The organism is Hungatella sp. (genome assembly GCF_046966825.1).
Window position 1 is genome coordinate 26,580 of the sequence record NZ_JBKVCZ010000007.1, and the last position, 14,283, is coordinate 40,862.

Genomic DNA, 14,283 nt, shown 5'->3' on the forward strand with positions numbered 1-14,283 from the left:
TCCCCCTGTATTAATTTCTGTTAAGCAGTTTTTCCTTCCGCTCCAGCATCTCATCAATTCTGGCAATATACTGCTCCACATCCTTTACGTTCTCCACCCGCTCCAGCCGATTTTCCGCCGGATATACCACTTTTGTAGTAGTCCCTGCCCCGCAGGCCACTATCGTCTGCTTTTCTTCCATAATCAGAATATTATAGATACACGCTTTTCCCGGCCTGGAATAGCCTACGTTTTCAAAATTGCCGGCCATGTTTTTCTGACGGTATAAATAATATGGTTCCTGCCCCATTTCACGGGCACAGGAAGCGGTTAAATCGATCATATCCTGGGTGTTTGTTATCTTTAAATCCCCATATTTTTCCTTAAACATGTTAAGCCGGGCTGCACGCTTGATCGCCAGAGAGTGAACGGTGATGCTGTCCGGATCAAGCGCCCTGATCTCCTCCATGGTGTGGCGGACATCTTCCAAATCTTCTTCCGGAAGCCCAATAATCAAATCCATGTTGATATTGTCAAATCCCATCTCCCGCGCAAGCCGGTACTTCTCTTTTACCATGTCCACGGTGTGGCGGCGGCCGATCAAGTCCAGCGTCGCCTGTTTCATGGTCTGAGGATTGATGGAAATACGGGTGACTCCGTAATCCAGCAGAACCTTTAATTTTTCCTCCGTGATACTGTCCGGACGCCCTGCCTCTACGGTAAATTCCTTGACTGAAGAAAAGTCGAATGTGGCTTTCAGCTTCCTCATGACCATCTCCAGATGTTCCGCAGACAGCGAGGTAGGTGTTCCTCCGCCAAAGTATACCGTATCCAGGGTACGGCCGGCCATGGTTCGGGCTGCGTAGTCCATCTCCTTAAAAAGCGCGGACAGATATTCCTCCATCCGCTTCTCCCAGCTCTTAATAGGGAAGGAGGTAAAGGAACAGTAGAGACACGTAGTCGGGCAGAACGGGATTCCCACATACAGGCTGTAGCCGTTCTCATAATCGATCGCGGAGAGAAGTTCCCGCTCACGCTCAGCGATCTCGATGCTTAAATCGATCTTCGCGTCGCTGGTTAAGTAAGTCTCCTTCATATAGGAACGGATCTCGTCCTCCTCTTTTCCCTCTGTCAGCTTCGTCATGGCAATCTTCGTCGGACGGATTCCAGTAAGCGTCCCCCAGGGCAGCTCTTTCTTCGTCTTTTCTGAGAGCAGGCCGTACAGCATGCGCTTAATCCGGTTCTTTGTCTCAAAACGGTTGGAATAGTCCGCCTCCACCGCCGCTTCGTTCTCCAGGATTTCTCCATCTTCCACATACTCTCTGACTGTCAGGAAATAGCGGTTCTCTCCCGTCTTCCCATACACAGACAGACGGGGCTTCTCTTCCCCGTCCACTTCTTCATGAATATACGTTTCTCCCGGGTAAAATGCCATAAGCAGTTCCCGGATATCCTGCTCAAAGGCGTTGTCGTCTAATATAATTCCTATCATGGTATTTTCGTTCCTATCTGTTGTAAAATGCGACCGGATTATGGGCCTTCTCGTGTCTGATGGTGGTCGGCTCCCCGTGTCCCGGATAAACCATCGTGTCCTCCGGAAGAACAAACAGCCGTTCTTTGATGGAGCGAATGATATCCGCAGAGCTTCCTGTGGGGAAATCGGTCCGTCCCAGGGATTCCGCAAATAAGGTATCCCCGGATATCAGAACGTCCTCCTCTTCTATCCACAGGCACATGGAGCCCGCGGTATGGCCGGGAGTCTCTATAACCTGCCATTTCAAACCGGCAAGCTCCAGGACATCCCCGTCCTTTACCAGACGGTCCGGTCTCAGCGAAAAGCCGGTTCCGTAGGAGCCTGTCATATTAAGCCTGGAATCCCCCAGAAGCTTCGCTTCCTTTTCCGCCGCATAGACGGTGATCTCCTGAAATGCACGGCGGATCTCCTCCACCGCTAAAATATGATCGAAATGGCCGTGGGTCAGCACAATCGCCTCCGGAATAATTCCATACTCCCTGCATTTATTCAAAATATGGGCTCCGTTGTCTCCCGGGTCCACGATAACCGCCTTCTTTAAATCTTCCCGGTACACCAGGTAGCAGTTGGTTCCGACCATTCCAACGGTACACGTTCTGATTCTGAAATTACTCATACGCTCATCCTCTCTCTTCCTTTTCCTTCTACGTGAGCAGTACTGCATGGCAAAATCTGGCCTGCAGACTCACAGAGTTACAGTTACAGTTACCGTTCCTATGAAACAAGAGAACTGCGTTATCCCGCAGTCCTCTCTATATCAATTACGCCTTCAATTTGTCTCAGTTTATCGGTCAGCCGGTTCAGCTCCTCCACGCCGTGAATATCAAAAGTCATCGTGATGGTAGCCTTTCCCTGTTTGTTCGTTCTGGAATTCATGGAGGTGATATCGATCTGGCGCTCCGTGAAGACCTTGGAAATGTCTACGAACATACCAATCCGGTTGTTTGCATAGATCTTGATCTCCGTCGAGTAGCGTTCCTTCGTATCATCGCCCTCCGGTGTCTGCCACTCCGCATCGATCAGACGGCTTCTCTCATCTTCCGGAAGGTTGATGACATTTACGCAGTCGGTCCTGTGGATGGAAATTCCACGGCCGCGCGTGACGAAGCCTACGATCTCGTCGCCCGGTACCGGGCTGCAGCATTTGGAAAAACGGACCGCCAGATCATGGATTCCCTTGACCACGATGCCGCTCTTGCTGTGTTTGTTGACAGGCAGTTTATTGCTCATGTCCTCGATATCATTTAAAATCGTGGTATCGGTGACTTCCTTCTTCATCTTCTTGGCCCGCTCATCCACCATCTTGTTGATGACCTGGCCCTCTTTCAGTCCGCCGTGTCCGATCGACGCCAGCACGGACTCCCAGTCGCGGAACGCATAGCGTTTCATGACTTTATCCTGATATTCCGGCTTGTTGATATCGGAATAAACGATACCCTTCGCCTTGCAGTAGCGGTCCACCATCTCTTTGCCCCGGAGAATATTGTCCTCCTTGAGCTCAGTCTTAAACCACTGGTTGATCTTATTCTTGGCCTGTGTGCTCTTTACGATATTCAGCCAGTCACGGCTCGGCCCCTTGCAGTTCTGGGAGGTGATGACCTCCACCTGATCGCCGTTCTGGATCACATAATCGATATTGACCAGCTTGCCGTTCACCCGCGCGCCGACCATCTTGTTGCCAACCGCACTGTGAATGGAATACGCAAAGTCTATAGGTGTAGAGCCGCTTGGAAGATTCTTGACATCGCCGGATGGGGTGAAACAGTAGACACTGTCGGAAAACAGGTCCAGATCGCCCTTGACCATATTCAAGAATTCCTTGTTGTCTGACATGTCTTTCTGCCATTCCAGGATCTGGCGCAGCCAGCTTAACTTCTCCTCTTCCTTGCCTGCCGCCACCTGTCCGCTTCCGCTCTCCTTATACTTCCAGTGGGCGGCGATACCGTATTCCGCGGTCCGGTGCATCTCATACGTACGGATCTGAATCTCGAACGGCTGTCCATTGCTTCCGATCAGTGTCGTATGGAGTGACTGGTACATATTGGGCTTCGGCATGGCGATATAGTCCTTGAACCTGCCTGGAATCGGCTTATACAATTCATGGATGACGCCCAGCGCCGCATAACAGTCCTTGACGCTGTCCACGATGATTCTCACAGCAAACAGATCGTAAATCTGGTCGAGAGTTTTGTTCTGATTCACCATCTTCTTATAGATACTGAAGAAATGCTTCACTCTTCCGTCCACCTTGGCTACGATGGCCGCCTCGTTTAAGTGTTCCTGCACTTCATCCACGATGCTCTTTACAAATGACTCTCTGGCGTCTTTCTTTAAGGAAATCTTCTCAGCCAGATCGTAATACACATCCGGCTGCAAATATTTTAAGGACAGATCGTCCAGTTCTATCTTAATTTTGGAAATACCGAGGCGGTGAGCAATGGGGGCATAGATCTCCATGGTCTCGCGGGCTTTTTCCTTTTGTTTCTCCGGTTTCATGTACTGGAGCGTTCTCATGTTATGGAGCCGGTCCGCCAGCTTGATGATGATGACACGGATATCCTTCGCCATGGCCAGGAACATCTTCCTCAGATTCTCGGCCTGCAGCTCCATCTTATCCATGGACCAGGACAGCTGAGTCAGTTTCGTAACGCCGTCGACAAGAAGCGCCACCTCTCCCCCAAACTCTTTTCCCAGTTCATCGAGCGTCATAACAGTATCTTCCACCACATCGTGAAGAATTCCTGCTGCGATCGTCTCCTTATCCATCTCTAAATCGGCCAGAATAATGGCAACACAAAGAGGGTGAATAATATACGGTTCACCCGACTTCCTCTTCTGCTCCTTATGAAAATTATCAGCAACATGGTAAGCCTTTTCGATCATGCTGATATCATCGGAAGGATGGTATCTGCGGATACTGGCAATCAATTCCTGATACAGCACCTCCGGACTGGTAAAATCAGCCGGGGCTTCCAGTTCCTCATCATTAGGCGACTTGATCTCCACCGCACCGTCAACCCTTCCAACTCCCAATGGAGTCCTATTCAGTTTTTCCATGGTTGATTCATCTGCCATATACTGTCACCTTTTCGCAACTTATCGGTTATTATAAACATAGTTAACATTCATTATAAATTTTTTTGACGAAAAATGCAAATGGTTTTTTATCAACAGATACGTTCATACAATACTATTGAATTTTAAAACCCCACCTGTACTTTTTATAATACTATCCAACTTAACATAAATCTATAACAGGTTCAGTGTCGTCCTGCCGCGCTTCCTTCTATTTTGCACACGCCGCCAGGTTATCATTTCCATAGAAAACGTCAGCCTCAAAAACTGGGACTGACGTTCTGCATTTTATTTTAAGTTTCTTTATTCAACTGCGTATTTACAAGGCATACAGGCATGCTTATCCCCTTTATTTCCCGTAGATAGCTGAGTCCCCCGGTTTTGCTGTCTCTTAAATAAACAGTGATATTATCCGTATCCCGGTTGGTACAAAGCAAGTACCTGTCACAGGAAGCCAGTATAAAATCTCTGGGGTGTTTTCCCTTACACGAAAAATTCATAATCCGTTTTATCCGTCCGTTTTCAGATACTCTGTATACTGCGATATCATCGGCTCCCCGGTTAGAACTGTAGAGATATTTCCCATCTCTGCTGATGCGGATAGCGGCACCTATGGAATACCCCTCATACCGGCAGAGGGCGCTCTCCTTTCCAATTGTCTCAAATCCCGCTTCACTGCTGTACTCAAGGGTAAACACTTCAGAGGTGAGTTCCGCCAGAACATATGCAAATCTGCCGTTTGGATGGAACACCAAATGTCTTGGCCCTGATCCCTGCGGAAATGTGACACACAGATCTTTCCTTTCAACCAATTTACCCTGACACCGGTCAACCTCATAGACAATCAGACGGTCTATCCCTAAATCACACACACAAATTCTCATTCCATCGGGTGTAATCGAGACAGAATGTGCATGAGCTTTCTCCTGCCTTACCGGATCGCGTCCCTGACCGGAATGCACTTTTTCATCGTGAAGACTGCCAATCCCCCCGTCTTCTCTGATCTCATACATCAGGACGCTTGCATCCCGGTAACTCACTGCAAATAAAAGTTTTTCTTCCGAGTCCAGCGCAACATGAACGAGTCCTGCTCCTGGAGCCAGAACCTTATTAATCAGAGTAAGCCCTTTCTCCGTACAGTGGAAGGCCGCAATCTCTCCCCGGATCCCCGGCTGCGCTTCGGATACGGCATACAGTATTTCCCCGTTTCCGGACACAATCAGATAGGTAGGTGATATCATCTCCGCCACAAGCTTAAGAGGCGTTTCCGGTGCATATCCCATGTCCATGGTAATCTGATAAATCCCTCTGCTGTTCTGCTGCGTATACGTTCCGATAAATAATCTGTTTTTCATCATATCCCACCTCTGATTGATTATAGAGCAGTTTGAGTATCGTTCGGGTCTCCATGACGCGCCAGATCATACTCCTTCGACCAGTCGAGCTCTCTGTATTCGCTGCCCTGAGGATCATTAGCAATGAATTCAACAAGCTGATTAAGCATCTCTTCCGTCCAGGTATTTCTGTCTATCTGGGCCGTTGTAAAGACATTCTGCGTAATCATTTCAAACCCGAAGATATCCTTAATATGAGTCTTTGCTGCGCCATTAACCACCTCTTCCACCTCGTGGCTCGGAATAAAGAACACTCCGCTGTAATCGGCAAATACAATATCCCCGGGAAGGCAGACTGCATTTCCAAACCGAATGACCGTATTAAATCCGGTCATAACAAAGTCCCTGATCGGTGTAGGATCAATGCCCCGGTAATAAGCCTGAAATCCCTTCACTTTTCTCATCTGTTCCATGTCCCGAACGCCCCCCCATATAACAGCGCCTCCGGTCTTTGTTTTCGTCTGAATTGCCGTAGCCAGATTGCCCCCCACAAACGTTCCTTTATAGATTTTATCATACATATCTGCAACTACAACATCGCCTTCTACCAGACTGTCGATCACCCACTGATTATAATTACCTTTGCGTCCTTCTGCCATTCCTGCAAGAAAGCATACCTCATGAAGGTCAGGTCTCGTCGGTACAAAGGCGGCGGTGACTGCCCTCCCAATCAGTTTTCTCTCATCATCATGCAGCCGCTTAAGCTTTCCCTCAAATTGATTGTCATAGCCCTTTACAAAAAGGGGCTTCCAGATCTCCTCCAACGTCATTCCCCGCAGCGCCTCCAGATAATGATCCGGCACTCTCGGTCTTCCATCCGGGAAACGTTCCCCCTTCCATTCAGGAGTCAGGGCGATAATCTCCTCACGCACATTATATCTCATAGATGCATTCCTCCGTCAATTACCAGGTCTGTGCCTATTATATAGCGCCCTTCCTCTGAACACAGAAGCAGTACGCCTCCGCTGCAGTCACACGCACGTCCTGCGTAACCACAGGGAATACCGTCCATCACTTTTTTAGAGTATTCCGGATCAGACAGAGCCGCCTCATTCCTCGGTGTCGCAATGACTCCCGGAGACATATTGTTGACGGTTACACCATAGGGAGCCATCTGTTTTGCCACATTTCTTACCAGATTATACTGCGCGTCCTTTGTCGCTGCATAAATGCCCATTTCCGGATGCGGTTTATACTGCTGAACACTTCCCACCGCTACAATTCTTCCCCAGCCCTTTTTCGCCATGTAAGGTCCATACAGTTGCATCAGTTCCAACGTACTCAATAAGTTCACATGGACCTGCAGATTAAATTCTTCTGGTGTAATCTGATTCCATGGCTTGCGGATCTGAACGGATGCGTTCAGAACAAGAATATCGACGTCGCCGGTTTTCCGGTATAGCTCGCTGCAGCTTCCCGATTCCGATAAATCTGCCGTCACCGGCCTGGAACCCGGAATGCCAGCTGCCGCTTTTTCGCATTTCTCCATGCTCTTTGAACCATGTACAAATACTGTGGCACCCTGCTCTGCCAGACACGATGCGACCGCATATCCGATTCCCTGGGTAGAACCCGTAACCAGTGCTGTTTTTCCAGTTAAATCAAACATATTATCAACTCCATTCCCGGTCATTAGCCCATTCATGATCCCACTGGGCTGTAGACTCCCACTGTCCTGTATACTTTTTGTGGAGATGCTCAGCAATTAATTCTTCGTTTAATTCATCAATTCCAAGTCCAGGCTTATCCGGAACTTCTATAAATCCATTCTGGAACAGCGGATTGGCAATTCCCTTAGCCAGATCATTCCACCATGGTATATCAATGGAATGGAATTCTACCGCCATCACATTACGCACTGCGGCCGCACAGTGAACCGCTGCCATACAGCCAATAGGGCTTTCGGCCATGTGGATCGCCATGGCAACACCGTATTTATTGCACATATCCCCCAGCTTTTTCGTCTCCATTGCACCGCCGATCGTCAGTACATCCGGATGTACGAGGGACACGCCCCCCGCTTCCATCAGCGGTTCGAAATTCTCATGCAGATAGATATCCTCGCCGGTCGCTATTGGAATCGTAGTTGCCCGTGATATGTTTACATAATGCTGTGTATTCTGCCAGGGCGCTACATCCTCAAGCCATGCAATGTTATATTTTTCTAAGCGTCTTGCAACTTTTATGCAGTCCTGCCATGCGATATGTCCCAAGTGATCAATCGCCAGAGGAATCTCATATCCAATTACTTCCCGAACTTCACGGACGTAATTCTCCATATAATTCAGGCCATTTTCCGTTATCTGGATTCCTGTCGCATAATGAGGAATTGTGAAAACCCGGTAATTTTCTCCTCTCATAAGTTCATAGTCAATAGAACCGCTCTGATGCATGATCGCTTTGGCAGAATACTTTCTAATATCATCCAGAAAGCCCATCGGAGCGTTTAAACAGCCCTTTTCTTCTAGAAGCATTTCTATTCCGAGATCCATTTTCAGAAACGTAAATCCAGCCTCCATCCGTTTTTTCAGTGCTCTTCCCATATCCGTTCCCGTATGTTTCCCATCTACATCGGTATCGCAGTATACCCTTACCTTGTCGCGGTATTTGCCTCCAAGTAACTGATACATCGGCACACCGTACGCTTTTCCGACCAGATCCCACAGTGCTATCTCAATTCCGGAAACACCGCCCCCCTGTCTGGAATGGCCGCCGAACTGCCTGATCCGGTTAAAAAGCTTATCCACATTACACGGATTTTCTCCAACCAGCCTGCTTTTCAACATAAGAACATAGGTGTCACTGGAGGCATCTCTCACCTCTCCGTAACCGATTAGTCCCTGATTCGTGTAAACCTTGATTAACGGGCAGTGTTTGGGCGCTCCATCTATATTGGCAACTCTGATATCTGTAATCTTTAAATTCGACGGACCGGAACACATATTTGTGTTTTCTGATACAATATCCGATATAAGCCTGTTTTCCATTCTGCTGTCTCCTCCATTGTTAAAGAATGATCTCGAAACGATTAGAGGCTTTTTTCGAGAAATCGATTTCTTTTTCTACGGTCTTACCACCCACGTCAAACGTTAGCCTGTATTTACCGTAGAATCCTTTAAAATGTGCTTTACCCTCCCCATCAGTCATACAGTCTTCCTCTGTGTGCCATTCGTTCTGGAATAAATTCTTTATAACCTTATAGGCGGGTTTTTCCGACATATCAAAACGGAGAAGTCCGCCATGGTAATAATTTTCTCCGGACGCCATATCGCCCTGCGGCGCAAAAGCGGCATATCCGTCTACCATATTCCAGTAAATAATGGCTTCTACCGCCTCATGGCTGAACCAGATGGAGTACAGCTGCTTTATGAGTTCCGCCTGAATTTCTTCGTCTTCCTCCTCCTTTGAATATGCGGGAATCGTAATCTCTGTAATCTGGATCGGCCGGTTAAGCTTTGCATATTGATCCAGAACAGCAAACAGCTTCTCAGGATTTCCCATCCGCTCAATACATACATTTTCCTGCTCTCTGGGATAGAACATATGATACTGCATACCGATGGTATCAATCGGTGTATGGTTTAACAGTGCTCTTTCGATTTGCAGATAATACGCAGAACGATTATATTTAAACTGTTCCCAGGAGGCACTGGACGCCTCATTGATGATCAGTTCATTATTTTTGAAGTAACGGTCTGCACGATCAAAACTCCATTCAACCACATCAGGTTCTTTAAAGAATTTCCGGTCCTCAAAAAGCTTGATTTCCATAGTTTCATTAATTACTTCCCAGCCATGAATCCTGTCTCCATAACGATCTGCCAGCTCATGAAAACGCTTGTCCAAAAGCCGCTTAGTCTCATCAATATCGTCCGGCACCCAGTCTGGCGACCATGGCATGTAATTTAAACAGTGGGCCTTCGGCGTAATTCCATTCTCTTCGCAGTATTCAAGACAGAGATCCGGAACCGGACGGCGATACACTCTTGGGCTGTCCTTTTCAAAGCGCGGCTTCCCCTGCTCAGGCTCTAAATCTTTCCAATAAAACGGCAGTGTGGCCAGATTAAAAGTCTCTTTAAACAGTTCTTTGTATTTATCATTTTTCTCTTTTGTCTCCAACTCATCCAGCATAAACAGATTTGCACCGTGTTTGAATTCATGTTTCTCTAAAACCGCTTTTATACGTACTCCTTTTAGAGGGGCTCCATCGCAGTCTTTGGTACTCAGTTCTGCAAATCCCTTTCTGTTTTTTTCAATTCCAAGAGCCACCCGGTCATTCGTATATTCTTTCTGTTCATTGAAATACTTGAAAACTGTTTCTTTTCTTCCCATCTTTATTTCCACCTTTTTCCTTTTTCGCTTTGATTGACTGCTATCATAAAAACTCTTATAATGTGATTAGGACACCCTACTTTATATTACCCAGGAGGCTATCATGATTGCCAAAGAATACATAATCCCGGGGCACAGCACTCCCACTTCTCAGCTACGTATGACGGAGGTTCTGACCCTGCATAAAGACAAGGTACTTCTCTATGAGCACCATCACACGGAGATTGAGATCGGACTCTACAACAGTTTTGGTGAATACAGCATTGACGGTATTATATACCATTTTCAGCCTGGTGATATCTTTATTTTCCCGAGCAACACAGACCACCGAATCTTAAAACTTGAACGCAATTCTGATTTGAAAGTTCTTAATATTTTTCTGGAACCGACACTTATCTGGTCTCCTGGCAATGGCATGTTTAATCCCAGATATATAAATGTATTTTCCAGACCTGAATTCAATTATCACCTGCCAGCGGGAGATCCGTTTAATGCTCAGCTGACAATGCGGCTTTTAGACATCCGGAAAGAGTTCTGCGACCGTCTCCCGGAATATGAATCCATGGTTAAAGTTCACTTACTGGCTATCTTAATTGAGATCACCCGCCACTACAATCCACAGGAACAGATCACTGCCTCCCCTGCCAATGAAGAAAATCTGATATGCCTGGAACATGCGATCGAGTATATCATGACCAACTTAACTGCTTCGCTTACTTTAAATGATATCGCCCGCCATGCCGGTTTAAGCAGAACGTATTTTTCTACTATTTTTAAGAAAATGAACGGCATATCCGTCTGGGATTTTATTACGATCAAACGGATTGACTTAGCTATCCATTACCTTACTCAAACCAGCAAGGATATCACGGAAATCGCAGGATTATGCGGATTTAACAGCACTACAAATTTTAATTACGCCTTTAAAAAGATAACCTCACTCTCTCCGGGTGTTTATCGGAAAAGTATCTGACGCTAAGCCGGCCTCAGCAAAATGAATCTTCTGCCCATGCTTTCTAAGCGTGTCCTGCAGAGCCCTCCTGTCTAATTGTGAAAAGTCGCAGGTCTGAGCGGCAGCGATGCCTGCCGCCTCCCCTGTCACCGCACAGCCGGGAATTGCCCGGATGATATCCCACATACCGTCATCCACAGATACACACCGGCCCGCGCCGATTAAGTTTCTTATTTTTCCGGAGTAGAGACACCGGAATGGAATCTCATACACCATCCCCCTTTTTCTCCAGTCCCCAACCATACCGATTGAGTCCTCAAATTGCTTATCATTTTCAGATTCCTTAAGCGTATATTCGCCGCAGAGACGCCTTGTCATTCGGACCTGTGGTATCGTACTGATCGTAACCGGTTCAAAAGAATCATCTTTTAATTTATTTTGTCTGATATCTTCCAGTGTTGCTTTATGGGAAGCAAACAGCAGTTCGCTGTTTTCTTTTCCGTCCAGACCTGAAAAACGGCGTTTCAACAGTGCCTCTCCCTTATCCCTTTCCGTATCCGCTGGAGCGTCAGCAAATCCCAGTATTCTGAGCTTTACTCCCTCTCTTCCATTTTGGTAATACCACCCTGCAAGCGTATTCTTTTTCTTATACTCTTCTGTATCTCCATGGGCCAGCCAATAAAGGTCCGCATCTCCCGTTGCATCCACATAGGCTGCTGCACAGACAGCACTTCTCCCGCTTTTATTCTCAATGACCAGTGCACGAACTTTATCACGCTCCATATGTACACTGCAGATCCGGGTATCATAGAGAATTTCCACTCCATTTTTCAGCAGTAATTCTTCTGTCAGAAGAGCCATACTCTGCGGGTTAAACTGAACCTCAAATCTCTGTTTTGATCGCTCCTCTTTTGTACCATATTCAAGCCAAGCTTTGGGATAACGTTCCTGGGCTCCCTGGCTTATAGAAAGATGAAACAACTCCTCTGCTATGCCGTAGGACATCTGATTACCTCTGCCGTCGCACAGCGGCAGGTAGATCGTCACCAGACCGGCTGTCGCTAAGCCTCCCAGGATACACTGTTTTTCAATGAGAAGAACTTCCGCTCCGTTTCTCGCTGCCGCCAATGCCGCTGATATTCCCGCTATTCCACCGCCAGCCACCACCACATCAACAGAAGGGTGAAGTGGAATCTTTAACTCTTCTTTTATGTATTGCTCCATTACTCTCCTCCATCACTGTTTAATTCCTGACACTGCAATACTGGCCACGATATGCTTTTGAAGCAGCAGGAACAAAATTGTTAAGGGAATCGCGCTTAACACCGCCACTGCCATTCTGGGACCGTAATATACACTGTTTTGCTGTGCATTAAACATAGCCACGCCTACGGAAATCACCTGCTTTGCCGAATCACGGATAACTACCAGCGGCCATAAGTAGGAATTCCAGTTAGCAATCACCTGAAGAATACTTAATGTAGCCATTACCGGTTTTGACAGTGGAAGAATGATGCTGAAGAAAACACGCCATTCTCCCGCTCCATCCAGATATGCCGATTCCGCCAGTGAATCCGGGATTGATGCAATATTCTGTCTTGCAAAGAACACACCGTATACGTAAGCAAAATTCCCCAGGATCAAAGGCCAGTATGTATTTAAAAGCCCCCAGCTCTTATACTGCAGATACAGCGGTACAAGCCTCGATTCAAAAGGAACCATCATGACAGCAAGCATAAAAATATACCAGAACTTCTTTCCGACAAAATCTCCTTTTGCGAATGCATATCCGCACATAAGGGAGAAAAATACGGAAATCAGGGTATTCACAATTGTAATGAAAATCGTATTTCCATAGTATCTTGCCAGGTCTATCAGTTTTGCAGCTGCCTTATAGTTAAACAGAGTAGCTTCGTACGGTAACCATGAAAACGGCGGAAGCGCCGTCGTCGCGGCACGGTCAAAGGAAAGAACAACCGCCCACCACAGCGGTGTCAGAATAATTACTAGAATGACCAATAAGATAACGATTGTAACTGATTTTCTAATTTTTGCTTTTCTCATACTCATTTCTCCTCATCCAAAAAGCCCGTCAACTTAACATTCAGCATGGTAAACGCAAATACCATAACAAATAAAATCATTGCTCCGGCTGAGGAAATGCCATAGTTAGGCACTTCAAAGCTAAACTGATAAATATACATTAAAATTGTCTGCAGAGTGCCTCCCGGTACGCCCGCAGAACTGTTTCCGCCGATGATAAACAGATCCGTAAATCTGGATAACCCGTTAATCATCGTCGTTACAAGCAAGAAGGAAAAGCAGCCTCTCATGCAGGGAATGGTTATATAGCAGATTTTTTTCCAGCCATTGGCTCCGTCAACAGCCGCCGCATCATAAATTTCCGTTGGCACAGACTGCATACTTGCCAGATTAATCAGCATGGAATACCCCATATTCATCCAGCACCACAGGATCGTCGCTCCGATCTTTGCATATTTAGCATTGGACAACCACCCAATGGTTATCTCACGTCCCATAATCCGGCTTAAAAATGTATTTAAAAGTCCCCCATCCCCCTGTAAAACAGCCTGAAACATCAGGATTACACTGACTCCTGTAATAATATTGGGAAGATAGAAGCCAATTCTGAAAAAGCTCTGCGCCTTACCGGAACCGAGACTGTTAATCATGGTTGCCAGTATAAAACCCAGAGGAATTGTCAGCAGCCCCAAAAGAGCCAATAAGACAGTGTTCCATAAAGATTTTAAGAAGGTTGACTGTGTCATCAGTACCTTATAATTTTTTAGTCCCGCGAACTTTTCTCCAAATCCGATTACTGACACGTCAAACAAGCTGTATTTGATTGTTGTAAGCATAGGAAGGTAAACCAACAGCAGCAGGGTCACAATACTGACAATAATAAAGGAGTACCATGTCATCTGTTTTTTTATCTTTCTTTTTGTCCATTTTTTTTGTTTCATCATACCTCCTGCTTTCTATCAGGAGATGGGAAA

At 46.6% G+C, this 14,283-nt stretch carries 12 protein-coding genes; 1 reads left to right on the forward strand and 11 read right to left on the reverse strand.

Annotation, left to right across the window (positions count from 1 at the left end):
• Positions 1–10: 10 nt before the first annotated feature.
• From hemZ to ACLTD4_RS03785, 8 genes are all read right to left on the reverse strand, one after another.
• The gene (gene hemZ, locus ACLTD4_RS03750) at positions 11–1,471 is read right to left on the reverse strand and encodes a coproporphyrinogen dehydrogenase HemZ (protein ID WP_117623157.1); all 1,461 of its coding nucleotides are present in this window, start codon (positions 1,469–1,471) and stop codon (positions 11–13) included.
• Positions 1,472–1,484: 13 nt separating this feature from the next.
• A complete protein-coding gene (locus tag ACLTD4_RS03755) occupies positions 1,485–2,129 on the reverse strand; it encodes an MBL fold metallo-hydrolase (RefSeq protein WP_117623156.1) in 645 nt (214 codons plus the stop codon).
• 119 nt (positions 2,130–2,248) lie between these two features.
• A complete protein-coding gene (locus ACLTD4_RS03760; RefSeq protein ID WP_117623155.1) occupies positions 2,249–4,588 on the reverse strand; it encodes a RelA/SpoT family protein in 2,340 nt (779 codons plus the stop codon).
• A gap of 293 nt (positions 4,589–4,881) precedes the next feature.
• Entirely contained in the window at positions 4,882–5,946 is a 1,065-nt protein-coding gene (locus ACLTD4_RS03765) for a lactonase family protein (RefSeq protein ID WP_117623154.1), read from the reverse strand.
• 17 nt (positions 5,947–5,963) lie between these two features.
• Positions 5,964–6,866, reverse strand: coding sequence for an RraA family protein (locus ACLTD4_RS03770; protein ID WP_117623153.1), 903 nt, complete (start codon positions 6,864–6,866; stop codon positions 5,964–5,966).
• A complete protein-coding gene (locus ACLTD4_RS03775; RefSeq protein ID WP_207660915.1) occupies positions 6,863–7,591 on the reverse strand; it encodes an SDR family NAD(P)-dependent oxidoreductase in 729 nt (242 codons plus the stop codon). Before ACLTD4_RS03775 ends, ACLTD4_RS03770 begins: the two co-directional genes overlap by 4 nt.
• A 4-nt stretch (positions 7,592–7,595) precedes the next feature.
• A complete protein-coding gene (locus tag ACLTD4_RS03780) occupies positions 7,596–8,969 on the reverse strand; it encodes a mandelate racemase/muconate lactonizing enzyme family protein (protein WP_117623151.1) in 1,374 nt (457 codons plus the stop codon).
• Between the two features lie 19 nt (positions 8,970–8,988).
• Positions 8,989–10,314, reverse strand: a complete 1,326-nt coding sequence (locus ACLTD4_RS03785; protein ID WP_117623150.1) for an endo-1,4-beta-xylanase — start codon at positions 10,312–10,314, stop codon at positions 8,989–8,991.
• Between the two features lie 103 nt (positions 10,315–10,417).
• On the opposite strand from ACLTD4_RS03785, the gene ACLTD4_RS03790 reads away from it, so the two are divergent.
• Positions 10,418–11,287 carry a helix-turn-helix domain-containing protein gene (locus ACLTD4_RS03790; RefSeq protein WP_055656822.1) on the forward strand — a complete coding sequence of 290 codons (870 nt, stop codon included), beginning with the start codon at positions 10,418–10,420 and terminating at the stop codon, positions 11,285–11,287.
• Here ACLTD4_RS03790 and ACLTD4_RS03795 read toward each other — a convergent pair.
• From ACLTD4_RS03795 to ACLTD4_RS03805, 3 genes are read right to left on the reverse strand one after another with little or no spacing between them, the layout of a single operon-like run.
• On the reverse strand, positions 11,252–12,490 hold the full coding sequence (locus ACLTD4_RS03795; RefSeq protein ID WP_117623148.1) for an FAD-dependent oxidoreductase: 1,239 nt from the start codon (positions 12,488–12,490) through the stop codon (positions 11,252–11,254). The two genes, ACLTD4_RS03790 and ACLTD4_RS03795, sit on opposite strands and share 36 nt — an antisense overlap.
• Before the next feature lie 12 nt (positions 12,491–12,502).
• Positions 12,503–13,330: a carbohydrate ABC transporter permease gene (locus ACLTD4_RS03800; protein ID WP_055656818.1), complete on the reverse strand. Its 828-nt coding sequence runs from the start codon at positions 13,328–13,330 to the stop codon at positions 12,503–12,505.
• 2 nt (positions 13,331–13,332) lie between these two features.
• Positions 13,333–14,253: a carbohydrate ABC transporter permease gene (locus tag ACLTD4_RS03805; protein ID WP_055656816.1), complete on the reverse strand. Its 921-nt coding sequence runs from the start codon at positions 14,251–14,253 to the stop codon at positions 13,333–13,335.
• Between the last annotated feature and the right edge of the window lie 30 nt (positions 14,254–14,283).